The organism is uncultured Nocardioides sp. (genome assembly GCF_947489365.1).
In the GTDB taxonomy this organism is placed as follows: domain Bacteria; phylum Actinomycetota; class Actinomycetes; order Propionibacteriales; family Nocardioidaceae; genus Nocardioides.
In genome coordinates this window covers 166555-188295 of the sequence record NZ_CANLDB010000003.1, presented here as the reverse complement: position 1 = coordinate 188295, position 21741 = coordinate 166555, and the positions used below count along the sequence as shown (strand labels likewise).

The following is a 21741-nucleotide window of genomic DNA, read 5'->3' as shown; positions in this document are numbered from 1 at the left end:
CGCGCCGCGCCGCGCGGCTCACCACGCTAGGTGGGCGAGTCCCAGCCTGGCGCGGTGGGCTCAGCGCGCTGAGCGACGGCTCGCCTACCTAGCGTGGTGAGCGACATCGGCCCGAGCAACGGTCCGGGCACGGGTCCGGGCACGACACCGCCCCGAGACCGCGGTGCGGTCCCGGGGCGGCGGTGGTGGGTCGGGATCAGGCCGCGACGGGCTTGCGGTCGTCCGTACGACGGAGGCCGAGCTCGGCGGTGGGCACGGCGCGGGTCTCCTTGGCGGTGAGGGCCGCGATGGTGGCGATGGCGCAGATGGTCGCGGTGAAGGCCGAGATGACGACCCAGCCACCCTCCTGGACGCCGCCGAGAGCGGTGACGATGGTCGGCGCGAAGCCGGCCATGAGGAACCCGAGCTGGGTGCCGATCGCCATGCCGGAGAAGCGGACCTTCTGGGAGAACATCTCGCCGTAGAACGACGGCCAGGTGGCGTTCGCGGCGGCGTACCCGAAGGAGAACGTCGCGACGCCGAGGACGAAGACCAGCAGCTCGGAGTCACCGGACATCGAGCGCATGTAGAAGGGCATCATCACCGCGCTGGACACCGCGCCCCAGATGAAGACGGGCTTGCGGCCGATGCGGTCCGACAGGCGGCCGAAGAACGGCTGGGTGAAGAGCGCGACCACGTTGGCGACGACGACCAGCCACAGGGTGACGGAGTCGGCGAGGCCGACCTCGGCGCCGTACGCGAGGGCGAGGTTGCCGAACACGGTGGAGACGGCGGCGATGAAGGCGCAGCAGACGACGCGGGCGACGTCCCAGCCGTGGTCGCGCATGAGGTCGAGGAACGGCAGCTTGGAGACGGCACCGGAGGCCTTGGCCTCGGCGAACTCCGGCGGCTCGGTGAGGGTGCGGCGGATGAAGTAGGCGACCACGACGACGATCGCGGAGAGCCAGAACGGCACGCGCCAGCCCCAGCTGTAGAGGATGTCGTCGGGCAGCGCCACGATCGGGATGAAGATCAGGGCGGCGAGGATCTGGCCGCCCTGGGTGCCGGTCAGCGTCCAGGACGTGAAGAAGGAGCGCCGGTCGTCCGGCGCGTGCTCCAGGGTGAGGGACGACGCCCCGGCCTGCTCGCCCGCGGCGGACAGGCCCTGCAGCAGCCGGCAGAACACGAGCAGCGCGGGCGCGGCCCAGCCGATGGTCTCGTAGCCGGGCAGGCAACCGATGATGAAGGTCGAGATCCCCATCAGGACCAGGGTGAACATCAGGACCTTCTGGCGGCCGACCCGGTCACCGAAGTGGCCCAGGATGACGGCGCCGAAGGGGCGGGCGACGTAGGCGAACCCGAAGGTCGCGAAGCTCATCACCAGCGCGGCGTCGTTGTCGGACGGGAAGAACACCGTCGGGAAGATCAGCGCGGCCGCGGAGCCGAAGATGAAGAAGTCGTAGTACTCGACGGCACTGCCCATGAAGCTCGCCGCGGCGGCCTTCTTGGGGGTCTTGACCGCGGTGGCCGGGTCGTCCGCCGCGCCGGGGGCGGGCGTGGGTGTCGCTGTGGTCATGCTCTGCTCCTGGGTGGGTGGGTCAGGCCGCGTCGGGGGCGACGAGGTCTCGCAGGTGGGCGGACATGCGGTCCGCGTCGGGCTCGAGGCCGGTGATGAGCCGGAGGGCGTCGACGGCCTGGTGGACGGCCATGTGGCCGCCGTCGAGGGTGCGGCAGCCGGCCTCGCGCGCCGCGGTCAGCAACGCGGTCTCGAGGGGCCGGTAGACGATGTCGGCCACCCAGAGGCCGGGGTGGAGCAGGGTGGCGTCCAGCGGGAGACCGGGGTGGTCGGCCATCCCGGTCGGGGTGCAGTGCACGAGGCCGGTGGCCCCGGGCAGCAGGGCGGACAGCTTGTCGGGATCGGCGGCCTCGACGCGGACACCTGTGGTGCCGGAGCCCTCCGCGAGGTCGGCGGCCAGGCGGGTGGCCCGGTCGACGTCGGTGTCGACGACCACCAGGTGCTCGGTGCCGAGCCGGGTCAGGGCGGCGCCGACGGCGGCCCCCGCCCCGCCCGCCCCGAGCATCACGACCGAGGACGTGTCCGCGCCCGGCAGGCCGGTGGCGACGGCGGTCTCGAAGCCGGTGGTGTCGGTGTTGTGGCCGATGGTCGTGCCGTCCGCCCGGAGGAGCACGGTGTTGACCGCGCCGAGGGCCGCGGCGGCCGGGGACAGCTCGTCGAGGTGGTCGACCACGAGCTGCTTGCACGGGTGGGTGACGTTCAGCGCGTCGAACCCGAGCACGCGGGCCTGGCCGAGCAGGTCCCCCACGGCGGTGGCCGGCAGGTCGTGCTCGAGCAGGTCGATCGGGCGGTAGACGTAGGTCAGCCCGAGGGCCCGCGCCTCGGCCATGTGCAGCGCCGGGGACAGCGACGGGCGCACGCCGGCGCCGATCAGGCCGACGAGGTACGGGTGGTCCATCTGCTCTCCCGGTGGGACGGATACTTATGTACTAACTGGTACGTACGCTGTGCGACGAGGGTCACACGGACTCGCCACGTGTGTCAACGGTCACGCGCGAACTCGTCCGGTCGGGGCCGTCTCCGGCACGGCCCTAGGCTGGCGCCGTGACCGAGCAGGTGAGGCAGCGCGACGCCGAGCGCACCCGCGCGGAGCTGCTCACCGTGGCCACCGAGGTCTTCGCCGAGTCCGGCTACTCCGGCGCCCGCGTGGACGTCATCGCGGAGCGGACCCGCACCACGAAGCGGATGATCTACTACTACTTCGGCGGCAAGGAGGGGCTCTACCTCGCCGTCCTGGAGGAGGCCTACCGCGGCATCCGCGCCGCCGAGCGCGACCTCGAGGTGGGTGAGCTCGCACCGGCCGAGGCCATGCGCCGCCTCGCCGAGACGACGTACGACCACCACGTCGCCCACCAGGACTTCATCCGCCTCGTCGCCATCGAGAACATCCACCGCGGTGAGCACATCCGCCGCCTCGAGTCGCTGCGGGACCTCGGCCAGCCGGCGATGTCGCTGGTCGACGAGGTCCTCGCCCGCGGTCGGGAGGCCGGCGAGTTCCGCGCCGACGTCGACGCGTTCGACGTCCACCTCGTCATCAGCGCCTACTGCGTGTTCCAGGTCGCCAACCGCTGGACGTTCGGCCACCTCTTCGACCGCGACCTCGGCGCCCCCGAGGAGCGCGACCACCTCCGCTCCCTCATCGGCGACGTCGTCGTGAGCTGGCTGGCCGCCTGACCGGGCGGCCCCGGGGCCCTGGCGCCGCAATGTACTAATCGGTACATTGCCGGGATGCGGACCTCCATCGCCACCGTCTGCCTCTCCGGGGGTCTCGTCGAGAAGCTCCACGCCTGCGCGGCGGCCGGGTTCGACGGTGTCGAGGTGATGGACGCCGACCTCGTCGCGGCGTACGAGTCGCCCGAGGAGGTCCGCGCCCTGGCCGACCGGCTCGGGCTGCGCCTCGAGATGTACCAGCCGTTCCGCGACGTCGAGGGCACCGACGAGGCCACCTTCGCCGACACCCTGCGGCGCGCGGAGGCGACGTTCGCGCAGATGCAGCGCCTCGGCACCGACCTCGTGCTCGTGTGCAGCAACTCCGGCACCGCCACCGTCGACGACGACGCCGTGGCCGCCGACCAGCTCGGGCGGCTCGCCGACCTCGCCGCGTCGTACGGCGTCCGCGTGGCCTACGAGGCGCTCGCCTGGGGCCGCTACGTCAACGACTACCGCCACGCCTGGCGCCTCGTGCAGGCGGCCGACCGGCCCAACCTCGGCACCTGCCTCGACAGCTTCCACATCCTCTCGCGCGGCCACGATCCCGCCGCGATCCGCGACATCCCCGGCGAGAAGATCTACTTCCTCCAGCTCGCCGACGCTCCCGCGCTGCAGATGGACCTGCTGTCGTGGAGCCGCCACCACCGCCTCTTCCCCGGCGAGGGCAGCTTCGACCTCGTCGGCTTCGTCGGCCACGTCCTCGCCGCCGGGTACGACGGCCCACTGTCGCTGGAGGTCTTCAACGACACCTTCCGCCAGACCGACGTCGTCCGCACCGCCGCGCACGCCCACCGGTCGCTGGCGTGGCTGGCCGACCGCGCCGGGTCCGACCCGCTGGCCGCTCCCCCGCCGCCGTCCGCGGTCGACTTCGTCGAGATCGCGGGCGACGACCTGGGCGAGCTCGACGAGACCCTCGACGCGCTCGGCTTCACCTTCCGAGGCCGCCACCGCACCAAGCGGGTGCGGCTCTGGTCCGCCGGCGACACGCACGTCGTCCTCGACGAGCAGACCCGCGAGCCCGGGCCGCGCCTGGCCGGGCTCGGCGTCCGCGTGCCGGACCCCGCCGCCGCGGCCGACCGTGCCGCCGCGCTCGGCGCCCCCCGCCTGTTCCGCCGTGCGTACGCCGGCGAGCAGCCGCTCCACGGGGTGGCCGCGCCCGACGGCACCCGGGTCTGGTTCGGCACCGACGACCCCACGTGGACGGGCGAGTTCGAGGGCGGCGCGACGCCGCGACCCGGCGACCTGACCGGGGTCGTCGACCACGTGAACCTCGCCCAGCCCTGGCAGGACTTCGACGAGGCCGTGCTGTTCTACACCAGCGTGCTCGGGCTGACCTCCGGTGCGAGCACCGACGTCCCCGGGCCCGCGGGCCTGGTCCGCAGCCGGGTGATGCGGACGCCGGACGGCGTCCTGCGGATCCCCCTCAACATGGCCCCGCCGACCGCTCCCCTGCCCGCCCAGCACGTCGCCGTCGCCTGCGACGACGTCGTCGGCGCCGCCCGCCGGGCCCGGGAGCGGGGGCTGCACTTCCTGCCGGTGCCGGCCAACTACTACGACCACCTCGCGGCCCGCTTCGACCTGCCCGAGGCCTTCCTCGCCGAGCTCCGCGAGCTCGACCTGCTCTACGACCGCGACGCCGGCGCCGACGGGGAGGGCAGCGAGTTCCTGCACTTCTACACGCCCACGGTCGGCGGCGTGTTCCTCGAGCTGGTCGAGCGGCGTGGCACCTACGACGGGTACGGCGCCCCGAACGCCGCCGTCCGCCTCGCCGCGCAGCGCGCCGCGGGGTGAGCACCGCCGGTTGAGTACGACGACCCATGCGCCGGGGCGCCTGCGCGGAGCACCCTGGCCGCATGAGGACGACCACACCGGCTCCGCCGCCCGACGCCCTGCTCGCCGAGCTGCGTGACATCGACACCCAGCTCGACCGGCTGTTCGCCCGCCGGGCGTGGGTCGTCTCCCAGCTCCCGCCGCTCCCGGTCGCACCCGGGGGCCGGGGCGGGCCCCGCCCCGCGGCGCCCGCGTCCTCCGCGTCGCCCGGCGCCTCGGTCCAGCGGCTGCTGCTGACGACCGGCGCGATCCTGCTCGGGGTCGCGGGCCTGTTCTTCGCCGCCGTCGCCTGGGCCCTCGTGGGGGCCGCGGGCCGCACCGGGATCCTCCTGGTGCTCGGCGTCGGCCTGGGCGCGGCCGCCGTCCTGACCCGCCGCCGCCTGGCGGGCGCCGCCGGGGCGCTGGCCTCGACCTCGGCGTCGCTCGTCGCGATCGCGGCGTACGCCGGGCCTGTGCTGTGGGAGGTCGACTGGTCCGGGGTCGGGCTCGGTGCGTGGACGACCGCGGTCTCGGTCCTGCTCCTGCTGGTGTGGACGGCGCTCGCCGTGGCCACCGGCATGCGCAGCTGGACGGTCTCCGCCACCGTCGCCGCGGGCGTCGGCACCCTCGCCGCCGGACTCACCGTCGCCGACGTCGTGGACGACGTCCTCGGCTTCACCGTCACCACGGCCGCGGTGGTCCTCGTGGTCGCGAGCCTGCGGCGCGTCGTCCGCGAGCCCGCCGCCTGGTGGGTCGCCCTCGTCGTCGCCGGCGCGACCTCGCTGCTGTCGCTGCTCGGCTGGGTCGTCGAGCCCGAGCGGTCCCTGCCCTACGCGGCCGCGCTCCTCGGCTGGGCCGCGGTCGCCGTCCTCGCCCGGCGCCTCGCCCCCGACGCCGTCCCCGCCGTCATGGCGCACACCGCGGCCGCCGCCCTCGCCGCAGGTGCCGTGGGCCTGCTCGTCGGCGTCCGGTCGTGGGGTCTGCCCTGGGGCGGTCCGAGCCTGCCGGTCGTCGTCCTGGCCGCGCTCCTGGTCGTCACGGTCGCGCTCGTCCGGGCCCTGCCCGCAGGGCCGCCGGCCGCCGCCGCCGCGGTGCTCGGCGCGGGCGCTGTGGTCATGCCCGGCGTCGCCGACCTCACCTGGACCGCCGGCGGCTGGATCGTGTCCCTCGTCGTGGCGTCACTCGCCCTCGGCGTCGCCGGGGCAGCGCCGCGGCTCGGGACGGCGACCGCCGCCCGGGGCCTGCTGTGGGCCGCCGCCGGTGCGACCGCCTGCCTGGCGTGGGGTGTCCACCTCGTCGACGCCGGCACCCTCGAGCCGGTGGAGCGCGTCGTCGTGCCCCTCGGCGTCCTGCTCGTCCTCGCCGGCGTCGGGTGGGCCACCACCGTCAGGCGGTACGCCGGGGCGTGGCTCCCGACGTCCGCCTGGCTGCTGCCCGGCCTGCTCGTCGCCCTCGTGCCCGGCGCCCTCACCGCGCTCACCCTCACCTGGGACGACGGCTGGTCGGGCCCGCTGGTCCGCTCGCTCGCCTACACCGCCCTCGGCGCGGTCCTGGTCGCCGCCGGCGCCCGGGGCCGGGTCTCGGCCCTGCTCGTGGCCGGCGAGGTCGTGCTGGCCGTGTGCGTGCTCGCGCACCTCGGGGCAGCGGCCCGGGAGGTCCCGCAGTGGGTGGTCCTGGCCGTCGCCGGCGCGCTCCTGCTGGGTGTCGGGGCCCGGTGGGAGCAGCTGCGCAGCCGCGGGACAGCTGCGGCCGGGTGGGTCGGCACGCTCCGCTGATCCGCCGAGGCGGGTGAGCGCCCGCGCCACGCACGGCCTCCTCGCCGACCGGGGTATGTTCCAGCCCGGTCGGGCGATGGGGGGTGGGGCCGGTGGTCGCCGCGCTGTGGACCTTCGCGATCGGCTTCGCCAGCGCCCTCGTGGTCGTCGTCAACATCGAGGCCTACCTCGCCGTCGCCGCGCAGCGCCTGCCCCTGCCGGTGCTGCTGGCCGTCGTCGCGGCGCTCGGGCAGATGTGCGGCAAGGCGATCTGGTACCTCGCCGGCGCCCACCCGGACCGGATCCCGCTGATCTCGCGGAAGGTCGCGAAGGAGAAGACCCAGATCCGCCTGAAGAAGTGGCAGGTCAAGGCCGAGGGCCGGCCGGTCGCCACCGCCGGGATCCTGCTCCTGTCGGCGTTCACCGGGCTCCCGCCGTTCGCGGTGATGTCGGTGGTCGCCGGGGTGATCCGGGTGCCGTGGTCCGTGTTCCTGCTGACCGGGTTCGTCGGCCGCGCCGCGAGGTTCTGGTGCATCCTCGCGGCGTCGTCCACCGTGCTGCACTGGCTCCGGATCGGGCACTGAGCCCGACCCGGGGCCTGTCAGGTCAGGCGGACGCCGGGGCTCAGCCCTTGCGGTGCGGCTTCGCCGGCCCGGAGTCCTCGCGCAGCTCGATGAGCTTGCCGGAGATCCGCGTGCCCTTCAGCTTCTCCCACGCGCCCGGCGGCAGCTGCTGCGGCAGCTCCACCAGCGAGTGGTCGCCGCGGATGTCGATGTGGCCGAAGTCGCCACGTCCCAGGCCGCCCTCGTTGGCGATGGCGCCGACGATCTGGCGCGGCTGCACCTTGTGGCGCTTGCCGACCGCGATCCGGTACGTCGCCATCGGGCCACCGCCCTGGCGGGGACGGTCCTTGCGGGGCCCCCGGCCGGGGGCGCCACGGTCGTCGCCGCCGGAGGAGTCCCGCTCGCGGAACGGGCGCGCCGGCGGGTCGGGCTCCGGGGACAGCAGCAGCGGCTGGTCGCCCTGCATGACCACCGCGAGCGCCGCGGCGACGTCCATCTCGGGGACGTCGTGGTGGCGGACGTAGTGGGCGACGGTCTCGCGGAAGAAGTCGAGGCGGTCCGAGCTGAGCGCCTCGGTGATCTGGTCGTCGAAGCGGGCCAGACGCGTGGTGTTGACGTCGTCCACGCTCGGCAGCTCCATCGGCGTGATCTTCTGCCGCGTGGACCGCTCGATGTGGCGCAGGAGCCCCTTCTCGCGCGGGGTGACGAACGAGATCGCGTCGCCACTGCGACCCGCCCGGCCGGTGCGCCCGATCCGGTGGACGTACGCCTCCGGGTCGGTCGGGATGTCGTAGTTGACGACGTGGCTGATCCGCTCGACGTCGAGGCCGCGGGCGGCCACGTCGGTGGCGACGAGGATGTCGAGCTTGCCGTCACGGAGCTGGTTGACGGTCCGCTCGCGCTGGACCTGGGCGATGTCGCCGTTGATGGCGGTCGCGGAGAAGCCGCGGGAGCGGAGCTTCTCGGCGAGGGTCTCGGTCTCGTTCTTCGTGCGGACGAAGACGATCATCCCCTCGAAGTTCTCCACCTCGAGGATGCGCGTGAGCGCGTCGACCTTGCGCGGGTAGGAGACCGTCAGCCACCGCTGCGTGATGTTGTCCGCGGTGCGGGACTCGTTCTCCACCCGGATCTCGACGGGGTCGTCGAGGTGCTTCTCCGCGATACGGCGGATGGCGGCGGGCATGGTGGCCGAGAACAGCGCCACCTGCTTGGTCGCCGGGGTGCTCGCGAGGATGGTGTCGACGTCCTCGGCGAAGCCCATCTTGAGCATCTCGTCGGCCTCGTCGAGGACGAGGAAGCGCAGCGCCGACAGGTCGAGGGTGCGCTTCTCGAGGTGGTCCATGATCCGGCCCGGGGTGCCCACGACGACGTGGACGCCGCGGCGCAGCGCGGAGAGCTGGATGCCGTAGCCCTGGCCGCCGTACACGGGGAGGACCTGGACGCCCTTCATGCGGGCGGCGTACCGCCCGAACGCCTCCGAGACCTGCAGCGCGAGCTCGCGGGTCGGCGCGAGGACGAGGACCTGGGGGGCCTTCTTGTCGGTGACGTCGAGGTTCGACAGCACCGGGAGCGCGAAGGCCGCGGTCTTGCCGGTGCCGGTCTGGGCGAGCCCGACCACGTCGCGACCCGCCAGCATCGGCGGGATCGTGGCGGCCTGGATGGGGCTCGGCGACTCGTACCCGACGTCGCGGAGGGCCTTGCGGACCGGCTCGGACAGGCCGAGCCCGTCGAAGGTCGTGGTCTCGTCGGGGCCGTCGTCGGCGACCGAGCTGGGGATGCTGCTGTCCTGGGGTGATGCGTCGTTCACTTGTCAAGGGTAGTGGGCGGCGGGCCCCCGGGCCGATTCGCGAGTTCCGCGGCCCCGTCGGGGACGCGCCCGGACACCGCACAGGACAGGGGACCCCTCCGGGTTAGGTTGCGGTCGTGGCCCGGCCGCCCTCCCCCTCGCAGGTCGCCTGGTTCGCGCGCTGGCTCGGCGTCTCCGGTCCCCGCCCGAGCCTGCCGACCGGGTTCGACGCTGCCGTGGCGATGCTGCACCCGGGGACCCGCGCGATGGCCGTCGCGGACGACCCGGGGCCGTCGTACGTCGGACCCCTGCGCGGCGACCTCGCCCCCGAGCAGAAGCGGCTGCTGAGCCGGCTGCTCATGGCGCTCGCCGACCCGAGGGCCTCCGCGACGCTCGCCTCGTGGGACGCCACCCCCCACCTGCGGCCACAGGCGCCGATGGACGTCGCGACCCGCGTCGAGGCCGACCTCGACTACCTCCTCGTCGCCGGCCGCGTCTCGTCGCTGGTCTGGACGACCTGGGAGCCGCGGTTCACCGTCCCGCAGCCCGTCACCGCGCTCTGGCCGGACGACCGCGAGTGGTGTGTGTGGACCGATCCGCGTCGCCCCTACACGGTGCTCGCCGGCTCCGAGGAGCTGTGCGACCGCGTCCGCGAGGCGCCCGTCCTCGCCGCCGCGCCGCTGCCGACCCGCTGAGTCCGGCCTTCTGCTGGAGGTGTGGGTCGCGTGCTCCGATCACGGTCGGGAGGCGTGGTCGCGGTACTCCGTGACGATTCGCACCATCCGCGGGGCTGAACTCGTGCGAGACGTCACGGAGTGCCGCGCGACCCCCTCGACCACCGGCGCGCCACGCGCGTGGCGCCGCCACCCCTGGGTGCGAGGACCCTCCCCGACACAGCCAGCTCCACCACGAGAACGCGCCACCCACACATCAGGCAGAAGAGCCTGAGTCGGCGTCTCCTCACACCACCCGTCACACGCGTGGCGGATGCAACGGGGAGACATCCGTGAACGCGTCGGCTATGGTTGGTGAACAGAAGATGAACGAAAGGTGGACGACGATGAACCCAGGCGTGGACAACCGCCCCGTCATGCAGTGGATCGAGGTCGCGGACGCCCGCGGCGGCACCCGCCTCGAGGCCCGCTGGTTCGTTCCCGCCGAGGTCGTTCCGGTCGCGCAGGTCGCCGCGGCCTGACCCCGGCAGGGAGCTCCGCACCAGGAGGCTCCGGCTGCAGCCCGGCACTCACGCCGAGGGCTGCAACCGGAGCCTCTTGAGCGTCAGGGCCGCCATCCGCTCCTCACCGAGGGCGTTCGGGTGCACGATCACCGGGTTCGTGCCGAGCACGGCCGGCTCGATCCAGCGCGTCCCGATCGGCTGGCAGGCGTCGTGCCCCTCGGAGGCCCGCGGCACCCGGACGTAGGTCGCGCCGGCCGCGACGGCGGCGTCCCGGACGGCCCGGTTCAGCACGAGCTGGAGGTTCCGCAGGTAGGGCACGTCGCCGCGGGCGACCGGCATCTGCGGGAAGCAGCCGACGCGAGGCGGCAGCAGCCACGGGTACCCGAGCACGGCGACCTCGGCGTTCGGGGCCCGCCGGACCACGGCGCGGACCGCCCGCACCAGCGCGGGTGCGGTGTCCCGGCGCACGGTGCGGACGAACCGGCCGCCGTTCTGCTCCTGGCACGGGTTGCCCCGGCCCGCCGAGGCCACACCGGCGATCCCGCAGGCGACGATCGCGTCGATGAACACCCCGCCGTCGTTGCCCCCGATCGTCATCGTGACGAGATCGGTGCCGCGACCCAGCGCGTCGAGCTGCGGGGCCACACCGGGGTACTGGGAGCGGAAGTAGTCCTGGGTCCGGGCGGCGCCGCAGGTGACGTCGGTCAGCCGGGCACCGGTCCGCTCCGCCAGGACGTGCGGGTAGTTGCGCGACGAGCGCAGGCACTGCGGCGGCGAGAGCGGGTCGGTCGGCAGGACGCCCGACGCCGCGCTGAACGAGTCGCCCAGGGCGACGTAGCGCAACGGCCGGTCGCCCGCGGCTGCCGGCGCTGCCGGCGCTGCCGGCGCCGGCGCCGGGGACGCTCCCAGGGCGACCAGCGCCGCCGTGGCGACGAGGGCGGTCAGGACGGTCGGTCGACGGCGCATGCAGGGCCTCCTGTGGCGCCGGTCACCCGCCGGCCCGCTCAGGCTAGACGTCTCCGGCGACGTCGTCGACGGTCGTGACCACCGCGGTGACCGACGGGGTGCGGGGCGCCGAGGAGAAGCCGAAGCGGCAGGGCGGGTCGACGTCCGCCAGCTCGCCGAGGCCGACACCGTCGAACGACCCGGTCAGGGCGGTGACGCGGTGCAGGTCCGTGGCGCCGTACCACTCCCGGCGGCCCTCGCGGGCGGTCCCGACGGTGCGGACGCCGTCCATGACCACGCGGGCCACGGGGTCGGTGACCGCGCACCAGGCCGGGCTCGTCGCGAGCCGTCGGGGCACCGCGCGCAGCAGGACGCCGAGCGCGCTGCGGCGGCCGACCTCCAGGTCCAGGGTGAGCGAGGGGGTACGGACGTGCCACGACGTGCGGGTCCCCGTGACCGTGACCGGCTCGATCCGCTCCTCGTCGAAGGTGTACGTCGCCGCGACGAACCGGCGCACCCGCTCGGTCGGCGCGAGCAGCACCCGGTGGCCGTCGGCGGTCTCGACCATCACGTCGGCGAAGCGACCCCACGGGCCGTCGTCCCAGCGACCGACGACGACGCGCACCCCGCTGGCGCTGCCCACGCCGGCGATGGCTCCGGAGAAGCGTGACCGACTCACCCGAGGATCACCGGCGCCTCATCGGCGCCTCATCGGCGCCTCATCGGCGCCTCATCGGCGACGGGGCCCGCGCTGGCGCGAGGTCGAGCACCTGCCGGGTCCGGCGACGAAGAACCAGACGATCGCACCGGCCACGAGGAACGGGAACGCGCTGGAGACCACGGCGATCGCGACCAGGGTGAGCAGCACGATCGCCCAGACCGGCAGGCCGGACAGCCTCTGCCGGACGGCGCCCAGCCCGCCCTGCGGCTCCTTCCAGGCCCCCGGTCCGGCGACCCAGTGGGTCCGCCCGTCCGGCGGCGGGACCGGGGCGAGACGGAGCTCGGGGGGCGTGCCGCCCGGGAGGTCGCCGAACAGCGGCGGCAGGTCGCCGCGTGTCTTCGACAGCCACACCCGGCCGACGCGCTCGTCGTACTCGTCGGAGTCGAGACGGCCGGTCGCGAAGTGCTCGGCCAGCGCCTCGGCCGCGCGCTGGCGGTCGGCGTCGCCGATCCGCAGACCGGACTCCGGCACGCTCATCGCAGCTCTCCCCACGCCCGCTCCCCGCCGTCCTTGCCGTCCAGGTCCTCCGCCTCGCCGGCCTCGCCGTCCGCGAGCAGCTGGTAGAGGCGGCGACGCGCGTCGGCCATGATCGCCACCGCCTGACGTCGCTGCTCGTCGGTGCCCGAGGAGACGATCTGCCACACGGCGTTGAGGGTCTGCCCGACCTCGGGCATGAACCCGCCGGCGTCACCGCCGGCCTTGCTCGGCTCGTCGAGGAACGGCTCCCACACGGCGGCGAGCTCCTCGGGGTGCTCGGCGACGTAGTCCTGGCCCTGCTCGGTCAGCCGCAGCGTCCGACGGCCCGAGGCCTGGTCGCCCTCGACGAGGCCCTCGTCCTCGAGCTGCTGGACCGTCGGGTAGACCGAGCCGGGGCTCGGGCGCCACTGGCCGCCGCTGCGCTCGGCGATCTGTTGGATGAGCTGGTAGCCGTTCATCGGCTCCGCCGCGAGGACGTCGAGGATCGCCGCCCGGACGTCACCCTTCCGGGCGCGCGGGGCCCGCGGCGGCTCGGGCCGGGTCATGCCCAGCATCTCCGCGAGCCACGGGGGCGGTCCGCCGCGACCCTTGTGGCCCCCGGGTCCTCCCGGTCCGCCGAACCCTCCGAACCCGGGTCCGCCCCAGCCGCCCTGCCACCCGCCACGTCCACCGTGTCCACCGTGTCCACCGTGCATGTCCTGCCCTCCCGACAGTCGTGAGTGTCACCGACACTCTGCGATATATCGCAACCGTACGCTCGTATCGCTGGACGACACAAGGGGTGGCTCGACATCCGGGGCAGGATGGGCCGATGAGCGAGACCCGCACCGTCGACACCGATCTCGTGGCGGCCTGGCGGGACCGGGTGGCGACCGCCCCGGACCGTCCCGCGCTGGCCTACTTCGACACGGTCCTGAGCGCCGCCGAGGCCGACCGGTTGAGCGACGAGCTCGCCGCGGCGTACGCCGGGCTCGGGGTCACCGCCGGCGACCACGTCGGGCTGCACCTGCAGAACGTGCCGTGGTTCCCGCTGTCCATGCTGGCGTTGTGGAAGCTCGGCGCGTCCGCGGTGCTGCTGAACCCGATGTACCGCGGTGAGGAGCTGGCCGCGCTGGTGGTCGACTCCGAGGCGGTCGGGGTCGTGACGGACCTCGCGGAGCTCGACCGCACCCGGGCCGCGCTCGGTGACGGGCCCGACGCCCCCTGGGTGGTGGGCGCCTCGTCGCGCGACCTGCAGACCCGGGACGACCCCCGGGTGTTCGGCGACTCCCCCCACACCGCGCCCCCGGCCGAGGACGACCTCGCCGCCCTCGTCCGCGCCCAAGAGGGCGCGACGGTGGAGCATGCGTCGCCGGGCGGTGACGCGATCGCGATGCTCTGCTACACCTCCGGCACCACCGGCCGCGCGAAGGGCGCGATGAACACGCATGCCGGCGTCCTCGCGGTGTGCCGCAGCTACGCCGAGTGGACCGGGTTCGGTCCCGGCGGCGTCTGCTTCGCCACCGCACCGCTGTTCCACATCACGGGCGCGGTCATCAACGCGGTCGTCTCCCTGGTCCACGACACCACGCTGGTGCTCGCCCACCGCTTCGCACCGGCGGTCGCGCTGGACGCGTTCGCCGAGCACGGCGTGACCACCACCATCGGGTCGATCACCGCCTTCTCCGCGATGCTCGAGGTTCCCGACCCGCCGGCGGACGCGTTCACGTCGATGACGGCGATGTACTCCGGCGGCGCCCCCATCCCGCCGTCCACCGTCGAGCGTGTCGAGGCGCGCTTCGGGGTCTACGTGCACAACGCCTACGGGATGACGGAGACCTGCTCGGGCGTGATCGCCGTGCCGCTCGGCGAGCGGGCGCCGGTCGACCCCGCGAGCGGGACGCTGTCGGTGGGCAAGCCGCTGCCGGGCATGACGCTGCGCGTGCTCGGGTCGGACGGCGAGCCCGTCGCCGCCGGCGAGCAGGGCGAGCTCGAGATGAGCGGCCCGCAGGTGGTGCCCGGCTACTGGCGGCGCCCGGACGCGACCGAGGAGGCCATGCCCGGCGGTCGGCTGCGCAGCGGCGACGTCGCCGTCGTGGACGACGAGGGCTGGGTCTACCTCGTCGACCGGCTCAAGGACCAGATCAACGTCTCCGGCTACAAGGTGTGGCCCCGGGAGGTCGAGGACGCCCTCCACACCCACCCCGCCGTCCGCGAGGCCGCCGTCGTCGGCCGGCCCGACGACTACCAGGGCGAGTCGGTCGTGGCGTACGTCGCGCTCGTCGGCGGCGGCTCCGCGACCCCCGACGAGCTCACCGCCGTCGTCCGGGAGCGGCTGGCGGCGTACAAGGTCCCGAAGGAGGTCCACGTCGTCGAGGACCTCCCCAAGACCCAGACCGGCAAGATCCGCCGGGCGGCGCTGCGGGACTGACCGACCCGCTCTCCGGAGGTCGAGGTGCGAGGCCGGCCACGGCCGAGCCACGAGACCCGGCAACCGGACCGACCACTCCGACCACCGCTGGTCGAGCAGCACGCGAGCCCCCGGCGAGCGCGCGTCGTCGAGACCCCGCGACCCCACAGACCGCCTGACCCCTCACCGGGTTTCGAGGCTCGTCGCTGGCGCTCCTCACACCTCAACCACCGACGACCGGGTCTCGACGACGCGGACTCGCTGCGCTCGTCTGCCGCTCGACCAGCGGTGGTGGGAGGGTCGGGGTGCGAGGCCGGGGCGGGTGTGACGGCGGTCAGGCGCGGGTGTCGGCGAGGGCGGAGCGGATGGACTCCTCGACGCCGAGGAAGCGGTGGCCGGGGGCGGCGACGAGCGAGCGGACGTCGTCCTCGGTGCAGACCATGTCGTGGCGCAGGCTCTCGATGAGCGCGGTGACCTCGTCGCTGTCCATGCCGGCCAGCGCGGCCACGACCGGGCCCACGAGGAAGCGGGGGGCGATCGGGGGGCTGAGCTGCAGGCGGCTGATGCCGTCGATGCGGGCGAAGAGCTTGAGCAGCTCCGGGTAGGTGACGACCTCGTCGCCGCCGACGTCGTACGCGCGGCCGGTGGCGTCGGTGGTCAGGGAGCGCAGCAGCAGGTGCAGGACGTCGTCGATCGCGACGGGCTGCATGCGGCTGTGCATCCAGCGCGGGACCGGCGTGACCGGCACGCGGCGGCTGATGCGGCGCAGCAGCTCGAAGGACGTCGACCCGGCGCCGACCACCATCGCGGCCCGCAGCACCACGGTCGGCACGGAGGACTGCAGGAAGAGCTCCTCGACCTCGAGCCGGGAGCGGAGGTGCTCGCTCAGGACGCCGTCCGGCACCAGCCCCGACAGGTAGACCAGCCGGGACACGCCGGCGTCCTCGCAGGCGCCCGCGAACAGCAGGGCCGCCTCCCGGTCCAGCTGGGCGAAGTCGACGGACTCCATCGAGTGGACCATGTAGAACGCCGCGTCCTGGCCGTCGAGGGCGGCCCGCACGCTGTCGGGCTCGGTGACGTCGAAGTGGACGCCGCGGACGCCGTCCGGCCAGTGGTGGTCACCGACCCTCGACCGGCTGGCGGCGCTCACGTCGTGGCCCGCCTCGGCGAGGGCCGGGACGAGCAGCGAGCCGACGTACCCGGTGGCGCCGGTGACCAGCACCTTCATGAGCAGACCTCCATGGGTCCTGTGTACCCGCCGGGGCGGCGGGCGGACCCGGGAGGCGTCAGCGCTTCAGCTCGCGCGCGACGTCGGAGGCGATCTTCTCCGGCTTGGTGGTCGAGCCGTAGCGCTTGACGACCCGGCCGTCCTTGCCGACGAGGAACTTGGTGAAGTTCCACCGGATCTTCTCCCCGAGCATCCCGCCCTTCTCGTCCTTCAGCCACTGGTAGAGCGGGTGGGCCTCCGGGCCGTTCACGTCGATCTTGGAGAACATCGGGAAGCTGACGCCGTAGTTCTTCTGGCAGAACGAGCCGATCTCCTCGTCGCTGCCGGGCTCCTGCCCGCCGAACTGGTTGCTCGGGAAGCCCAGGACGACGAAGCCCTCGTCGCCGTACTCCTGGTAGAGCTTCTCGAGGCCCTCGTACTGCGGGGTGAACCCGCACTGCGACGCCGTGTTCACCACGAGGACGACCTTCCCGGCGTACGCCGAGAGGTCGCGGTCCTCACCGGTCAGGGTGGTGGCGCTGAAGTCGGTCAGGGTCGTCACTGTCGGCTCCTGGGGGGTCTGCGGGAAGGGCGTGCGGGGGTGGTTCGGCGTCAAGCGGTAACCCGGATGCCTCCGGCCGCATTCCGGGCCGCGCCAGTCCGCCGCAGCAGAGGTTAGGCTGTCCTAATGACCACGACGGCGACGGGACCGGTGGCAGCACCGGCGTCCGGGCCCTCCCGGCTCCGCCAGGGGTCGCTGCGCGGACTGCTCGTGCTCGTCGTCGTCCTCGCCGCCGCCGCCCTGCTCAGCCTGGCCGTCGGCTCCCGGCCCATCGCTCCGGACACCGTGCTGCGCGTCCTCCTCGGCGCGGACGGCAGCGAGGCGGCCACCATCGTCCGCGAGCTGCGGGTCCCCCGGACGGTCATCGCCGTGGCCGTCGGCATCTGCCTGGGCCTCGCCGGCACCCTGATGCAGGGCTACACCCGCAACCCGCTGGCCGACCCCGGGCTCCTCGGCCTCACCGCCGGCGCCGCCTTCGCCGTCGTGCTGGCGATCTTCCTGCTGGGCGTCACGACCCCCGCCGGCTACGCGTGGTTCGCCCTGCTCGGCGCCGGGCTCGCCGGCGCCGCGGTCTTCGGGATCGGCACCACCCGGCGCGGACCGGACCCCGTGACGCTCGTCCTCGCGGGCACCGCGGTCACCGCGCTGCTGCAGGCGGTCACCAACACCATCCTCGTCCGGGACACCCTCACGCTCGACGACTACCGGTTCTGGATCGTCGGCTCGGTCGCCGGCCGCGACCTGTCGATCCTGGCCCAGGTCACGCCGTTCATGGCGGTCGGGATCCTGCTCGCCGCGTTCTGCATCCCCGGCCTCAACCTGCTGCAGCTCGGGGACGACGCCGCCTCGGCCCTCGGCCTGAACCCCACCGCCCACAAGGCGCTCGGCCTCGCGGCGGTCATGCTGCTCTGCGGCGCGGCGACCGCCGCCTGCGGCCCCATCGTGTTCCTCGGGCTGACCGTCCCCCACGTGGCGCGGTACCTCGCGGGCGTCGACCACCGCTGGCTGGTGCCGTACTCGGCGGTGCTCGGGGCGATCGTCCTGCTGCTGGCGGACGTGCTCGGGCGCGTGCTCGTGGTCCCCGCCGAGCTGCAGGTCGGCATCGTCATGGCGCTGGTCGGCGGCCCCGTCTTCATCCTGCTCGTACGACGCGCCCGGATGGTGCGGCTGTGAGCGCCCTGCTGACGCCCCGGCCGCCGCGGACCGGTCCCGCGCACGCCCCCCTCCGCGTCGGACCGGTGTCGGGCCGGGTCCCGCTGCGGACCCTGTGGGTCACGCTCGCCTCCCTGGTCCTGCTCGTCGCGGTCCTCGCGGTGAACCTGTCGCTGGGTGACGTCGCCGTCCCGCTGCGCGACGTCGTCGCCGTCCTCGGCGGGGCCGACGTCCCGGGCGCCACCTTCATCGTCCTCGACCTGCGCCTGCCGCAGGCGAGCGTCGCGCTGCTCGTCGGCGCGTCGCTCGGCCTCGCCGGCGCGCTGTGCCAGACCTTCGCCCGCAACCCCCTGGCCAGCCCCGACATCCTCGGGGTCACGGACGGTGCCGCGGTCGGCGCGGTCGGCTACCTGCTGCTCGTCGGGTCGTCCTCGGCCGGCGTCGCCGGCCTGCTGGCGCAGCTCGGGCTCGCCGGCTCCGCCCTGGCGGGCGGCTTCGGCGCGGCCGTCCTGCTCTACGTGCTGTCGTGGCGCCGCGGCGTGGACGGCCAACGCTTCGTGCTGGTCGGGATCGGGCTGTCGTTCGCGCTCGCCGCGATGGTGTCGTGGCTGCTCGTCTCCGCCCGCCTGCAGGACGTCGCCAGCGCCCAGGTCTGGCTCACCGGCTCCCTGAACGCGCGCTCGTGGGAGCAGGCGGTCCCGGTCGCGGTCGGCCTGGGGGTCGCCGTCCCCGTCGCCCTGCTCCTCGTGCGGCACCTCAACGCCCTCCAGCTCGGCGACGACAGCGCCCGCGGGCTCGGCGTCCGGCTGCAGACCACGCAGCTCGGCATGCTCGTCGTCGCCGTGACCGTCACCGCCCTCGCCGTCTCCGCGGCGGGACCGCTGGAGTTCGTCGCCCTCGCCGTGCCGCAGATCGCGCTGCGGCTGGTGGGCGGCTCCCGGCCCCCGCTGGTCGCGTCGATGGTCCTCGGCGCCGTGCTCGTCGTCGCCGCCGACGTCATCGGCCGCGTGCTGCTCCCGTTCAGCGTCCCCGCCGGCGTCGTGACCGCCGTGCTCGGGGCGCCGTACCTGATCTGGCTGCTGATCCGCGTCAACCGGAAGGTCTCCGCATGACCACCTCCCTCCACCCCGGCGCCCCCGCCACGACCGGCACGTCGACGGGGTCCTCCCGGCTGTACGCCGAGAAGGTCACCGTCGGGTACGGCGGCGCCCCCGTCGTCCGCGACCTCTCGCTCGAGATCGAGGACGGCAAGGTCACCACGATCGTGGGCCCGAACGGCTGCGGGAAGTCCACCCTGCTGCGGACGATGGCCCGGCTCCTCACCCCGACGAGTGGGGCGGTGCTCCTGGACGGGACCCCGATCGGCAGCGTGCCGACGAAGGAGGTCGCGCGCCGGCTGGCCCTGCTGCCGCAGAGCCCCGTCGCGCCGGACGGCCTCGTGGTCGGCGACCTCGTCGCCCGCGGCCGGCACCCCCACCAGCGGTGGTTCCAGCAGTGGAGCCGCGAGGACGAGGGCGTCGTCGACGAGGCCCTCGCCGCCACCGACACCCTCGACCTGCGCGACCGCGCTCTCGACCAGCTCTCGGGGGGTCAGCGCCAGCGGGCCTGGATCGCGATGACCCTGGCCCAGGACACCGACCTGCTGCTGCTCGACGAGCCCACGACGTTCCTCGACCTCGCCCACCAGGTCGAGGTGCTCGACCTGGTCTGCCGCCTCAACCGGGAGCGGGGGCGGACCGTGGCGATGGTCCTGCACGACCTCAACCTCGCGGCCCGCTACTCCGACCGGATCGTGGTCATGGCCGCCGGCGAGGTCGTCGCCCAGGGCGACCCGGGCTCCGTGCTCACCACCGAGCTGCTCGCCGACGTCTTCGGGCTCGTCGCCGACGTCCTGCCGTGCCCGCGGACCGGGCTGCCGATCGTCGTCCCCCGCTCCCACCACCTGGAGTGAGGGACGACGCCGGGGTGCCTCTTGGGGGGTGCCTCAGGCCTCGGGTGCCGGCGGCTCGGTGTCGGGGTCGCCGTCCAGCACGGCCTGGAGCTGCGGGACGTAGCGCTCGAGCACGTAGGGGATCGACAGCGGCGTGACCATGGAGTGGCCGACGTAGTAGGCGCCGTCCGCGTCGCTGATGTCGACGAACGCGTTCTCCTCGGCGGGGGTCGTGGACTCCCACAGGCGCGTCATGCCGGCGTCGGCGTTGCCGAGGTCGAGCCAGACCACGCCGTCCAGCTCACCGAGGTCCGTGGTGCGCTCGGCGCTGACCGACCAGCCGAACTCGCCCTCGGGGCGCTCCTCGAGGAGGACGTCGGGGAAGGTCATGCCGAGCTGGTCGAGCATGCGGGCACGGGGGTCCTCGGGGCCGTAGATGAACAGGCCCTCGTACGGCGTCACCACGGCGACGGCCTTGCCCCCGAAGACGTCGGCGTTGTCGGCGGCCGCGGTCTCGATCTGCTCGGTGACGGAGGCGACGAGCTCCTCGCCCTCGTCCTCCTTGCCGACGGCGCGGGCGATCGTGCGGGTCATCTCGTCCCACGGCATGCCGTAGTCGCCGAACTCGGCGGACTGCGCGACGGTCGGCGCGATGCCGGAGAGCTTCTCGTACTCCTGCTTCGTCATGCCGGAGTACAGCCCGATGATCAGGTCGGGGGCGAGGCCGGCGACCTCCTCGACCGGGATGCCGTCGGGGTTCTCCAGGACGGTCGGCAGCTCGGCGCCGGTGGCGTCGAAGGCCTCCTGGGCCCAGGGGAAGATGCGGCCGTCGGCCTCGCCGAACCAGAACGTGGTGGCGACCGGGGCGACGCCGAGCGCGAGCAGGGCGTCCTGCTCCATCAGTCCGACGACGGCGACCTTCGTGGGTCGCTGCTCGATCGTGGTGGTGCCGTACTTGTGCTCGATCTCGACCGGGGAGAACTCCTCGGCGGCGCCGGACTCCTCCGTCCCCGCGCTCGAGCCGTCGGAGGTGGACCCGTCGACGCCGCAGGCGGCGAGGACCGGCACGGCGACGGCGAGGGACGAGAGGCCGGTGAGGAACCGGCGGCGCGAGGTGGTCATGCGTGCTCCAGCGGGGACGTCGGGTGAGGTTAGGCTCACCTTATACATCGGCGCCGGATCAGCGGGGGCGGGTCCGCAGGAGCCACGCGAGGCCGAGGAACGGCAGCACCAGCGGCAGGAAGCCGTAGCCCCGGCCGAAGACGGACCAGACCGTGTCGTCGGGGAACAGCACGGGGTCCGCGAGGCTCAGCGTGCCGACCACGAGGACGCCGACGAGCTCGACGCCGACCGCCGTCCACGCCGTACGACGGGCCCAGGGGCGGTCGACGGCCAGCCCGACCGTGGCGGCGACGTACACCAGCGCGGCGAGGGCGGACAGGGCGTACGGGAACGGCGCCTCGGAGGCCTGCAGGGACAGCTGGACGGCGGAGCGTCCGGTGGCGGCGACGGCGAAGACGCCGTACAGGGCGACGAGGACGCGGCCCGGCCCCCGGCCGGTGCCGGTGCTGCGTGCGGGGCCGGTGGGGCTCACAGGTACCACCCGGGCTCCCAGACCTGCTGCAGGCGCAGCACGAGGAAGGGGACGACGACCCCCAGGACGACGAGGACGGCGGTGCCCGAGCGGCTCGGCTCGCCGCGGGCCCACCACACGGCGACCGGCGGCAGCACCAGGCAGCCGACGAGGTAGCCCAGGTAGGTCGCGACGGCGATGTCCGGCGACTCGGTGACGAGCAGCACGACACCCACCACCAGCTGGACGACGAGCGCCGCCTCGAGCAGCCAGGTCAGGCCCACCAACCACCGGTCCGGACGGCGGTCCGGCACGAGGTAGGCGGCCGCGAGGAGCGCGACGGCCAGGGACAGGGCGACCACCGTGAGCTGGAGCCAGACGACCACGGGTCCAGTGTGGCGCGGATATTGGCGTTCTCCTGCGCGGGGTGC

22 protein-coding genes are annotated in these 21741 nt (G+C 74.1%); 10 read left to right on the top strand and 12 right to left on the bottom strand.

The window, feature by feature from the left end; all coding sequences use genetic code 11:
- Positions 1 to 196: 196 nt before the first annotated feature.
- Complete coding sequence (locus Q0858_RS09975) at positions 197 to 1555, bottom strand: MFS transporter (protein ID WP_299053449.1); 1359 nt, start codon at positions 1553 to 1555, stop codon at positions 197 to 199.
- Positions 1556 to 1577: 22 nt separating this feature from the next.
- Positions 1578 to 2453, bottom strand: a complete 876-nt coding sequence (locus Q0858_RS09970) for a shikimate dehydrogenase (RefSeq protein ID WP_299053446.1) — start codon at positions 2451 to 2453, stop codon at positions 1578 to 1580.
- A 146-nt stretch (positions 2454 to 2599) separates the two neighbouring features.
- On the opposite strand from Q0858_RS09970, the gene Q0858_RS09965 reads away from it, so the two are divergent.
- From Q0858_RS09965 to Q0858_RS09950, 4 genes are all read left to right on the top strand, one after another.
- Positions 2600 to 3229: a TetR family transcriptional regulator gene (locus tag Q0858_RS09965; RefSeq protein ID WP_299053443.1), complete on the top strand. Its 630-nt coding sequence runs from the start codon at positions 2600 to 2602 to the stop codon at positions 3227 to 3229.
- Between the two features lie 54 nt (positions 3230 to 3283).
- Positions 3284 to 5056, top strand: coding sequence for a sugar phosphate isomerase/epimerase and 4-hydroxyphenylpyruvate domain-containing protein (locus Q0858_RS09960; protein WP_299053441.1), 1773 nt, complete (start codon positions 3284 to 3286; stop codon positions 5054 to 5056).
- 62 nt (positions 5057 to 5118) lie between these two features.
- Positions 5119 to 6849, top strand: a complete 1731-nt coding sequence (locus Q0858_RS09955; protein WP_299053439.1) for a hypothetical protein — start codon at positions 5119 to 5121, stop codon at positions 6847 to 6849.
- Between the two features lie 92 nt (positions 6850 to 6941).
- Positions 6942 to 7412: a VTT domain-containing protein gene (locus Q0858_RS09950; protein WP_299053436.1), complete on the top strand. Its 471-nt coding sequence runs from the start codon at positions 6942 to 6944 to the stop codon at positions 7410 to 7412.
- Positions 7413 to 7452: 40 nt separating this feature from the next.
- Here the strand turns inward: Q0858_RS09950 and Q0858_RS09945 are convergent, their stop codons facing one another.
- On the bottom strand, positions 7453 to 9198 hold the full coding sequence (locus tag Q0858_RS09945) for a DEAD/DEAH box helicase (protein WP_299053433.1): 1746 nt from the start codon (positions 9196 to 9198) through the stop codon (positions 7453 to 7455).
- Positions 9199 to 9314: 116 nt separating this feature from the next.
- Between Q0858_RS09945 and Q0858_RS09940 the strand changes: the two genes are divergently transcribed.
- Together Q0858_RS09940 and Q0858_RS09935 are read left to right on the top strand one after the other, a co-directional pair.
- Positions 9315 to 9872 (top strand): hypothetical protein, encoded by a 558-nt coding sequence (locus Q0858_RS09940; protein ID WP_299053430.1) that lies wholly within the window; start codon positions 9315 to 9317, stop codon positions 9870 to 9872.
- A gap of 365 nt (positions 9873 to 10237) precedes the next feature.
- Positions 10238 to 10372 (top strand): hypothetical protein, encoded by a 135-nt coding sequence (locus Q0858_RS09935; protein ID WP_299053427.1) that lies wholly within the window; start codon positions 10238 to 10240, stop codon positions 10370 to 10372.
- A gap of 48 nt (positions 10373 to 10420) precedes the next feature.
- Here Q0858_RS09935 and Q0858_RS09930 read toward each other — a convergent pair whose 3' ends face one another.
- Genes Q0858_RS09930 through Q0858_RS09915 form a run of 4 tightly spaced genes read right to left on the bottom strand, consistent with a single transcriptional unit; the run spans position 10421 to position 13042 of the window.
- Positions 10421 to 11320, bottom strand: a complete 900-nt coding sequence (locus Q0858_RS09930) for an SGNH/GDSL hydrolase family protein (protein ID WP_299053425.1) — start codon at positions 11318 to 11320, stop codon at positions 10421 to 10423.
- Positions 11321 to 11363: 43 nt separating this feature from the next.
- Complete coding sequence (locus tag Q0858_RS09925) at positions 11364 to 11978, bottom strand: hypothetical protein (protein WP_299053423.1); 615 nt, start codon at positions 11976 to 11978, stop codon at positions 11364 to 11366.
- A gap of 51 nt (positions 11979 to 12029) precedes the next feature.
- Entirely contained in the window at positions 12030 to 12497 is a 468-nt protein-coding gene (locus Q0858_RS09920; RefSeq protein WP_299053421.1) for a DUF1707 domain-containing protein, read from the bottom strand.
- The gene (locus tag Q0858_RS09915; RefSeq protein WP_299053419.1) at positions 12494 to 13042 is read right to left on the bottom strand and encodes a PadR family transcriptional regulator; all 549 of its coding nucleotides are present in this window, start codon (positions 13040 to 13042) and stop codon (positions 12494 to 12496) included. Before Q0858_RS09915 ends, Q0858_RS09920 begins: the two co-directional genes overlap by 4 nt.
- A gap of 266 nt (positions 13043 to 13308) precedes the next feature.
- On the opposite strand from Q0858_RS09915, the gene Q0858_RS09910 reads away from it, so the two are divergent.
- On the top strand, positions 13309 to 14907 hold the full coding sequence (locus Q0858_RS09910; protein WP_299053418.1) for an AMP-binding protein: 1599 nt from the start codon (positions 13309 to 13311) through the stop codon (positions 14905 to 14907).
- 313 nt (positions 14908 to 15220) lie between these two features.
- Here Q0858_RS09910 and Q0858_RS09905 read toward each other — a convergent pair whose 3' ends face one another.
- Entirely contained in the window at positions 15221 to 16114 is an 894-nt protein-coding gene (locus tag Q0858_RS09905) for an NAD(P)H-binding protein (RefSeq protein WP_299053416.1), read from the bottom strand.
- Between the two features lie 58 nt (positions 16115 to 16172).
- On the bottom strand, positions 16173 to 16655 hold the full coding sequence (locus tag Q0858_RS09900; RefSeq protein WP_299053414.1) for a glutathione peroxidase: 483 nt from the start codon (positions 16653 to 16655) through the stop codon (positions 16173 to 16175).
- Positions 16656 to 16781: 126 nt separating this feature from the next.
- Here Q0858_RS09900 and Q0858_RS09895 point away from each other — a divergent pair, with 126 nt between their 5' ends.
- From Q0858_RS09895 to Q0858_RS09885, 3 genes are read left to right on the top strand one after another with little or no spacing between them, the layout of a single operon-like run.
- A complete protein-coding gene (locus tag Q0858_RS09895) occupies positions 16782 to 17828 on the top strand; it encodes an iron ABC transporter permease (protein WP_299053412.1) in 1047 nt (348 codons plus the stop codon).
- Positions 17825 to 18919: an iron chelate uptake ABC transporter family permease subunit gene (locus Q0858_RS09890; protein WP_299053410.1), complete on the top strand. Its 1095-nt coding sequence runs from the start codon at positions 17825 to 17827 to the stop codon at positions 18917 to 18919. The genes Q0858_RS09895 and Q0858_RS09890 overlap by 4 nt, the downstream gene beginning before the upstream one ends.
- Positions 18916 to 19758: an ABC transporter ATP-binding protein gene (locus Q0858_RS09885; RefSeq protein ID WP_299053408.1), complete on the top strand. Its 843-nt coding sequence runs from the start codon at positions 18916 to 18918 to the stop codon at positions 19756 to 19758. Before Q0858_RS09890 ends, Q0858_RS09885 begins: the two co-directional genes overlap by 4 nt.
- Positions 19759 to 19791: 33 nt before the next feature.
- On the opposite strand, the gene Q0858_RS09880 is transcribed toward Q0858_RS09885, so the two are convergent.
- From Q0858_RS09880 to Q0858_RS09870, 3 genes are read right to left on the bottom strand one after another with little or no spacing between them, the layout of a single operon-like run.
- Complete coding sequence (locus Q0858_RS09880) at positions 19792 to 20859, bottom strand: ABC transporter substrate-binding protein (RefSeq protein WP_299053405.1); 1068 nt, start codon at positions 20857 to 20859, stop codon at positions 19792 to 19794.
- A gap of 58 nt (positions 20860 to 20917) precedes the next feature.
- Positions 20918 to 21331 (bottom strand): hypothetical protein, encoded by a 414-nt coding sequence (locus Q0858_RS09875; RefSeq protein WP_299053402.1) that lies wholly within the window; start codon positions 21329 to 21331, stop codon positions 20918 to 20920.
- Positions 21328 to 21696, bottom strand: a complete 369-nt coding sequence (locus Q0858_RS09870; RefSeq protein WP_299053399.1) for a hypothetical protein — start codon at positions 21694 to 21696, stop codon at positions 21328 to 21330. The genes Q0858_RS09875 and Q0858_RS09870 overlap by 4 nt, the downstream gene beginning before the upstream one ends.
- Positions 21697 to 21741 lie beyond the last annotated feature (45 nt).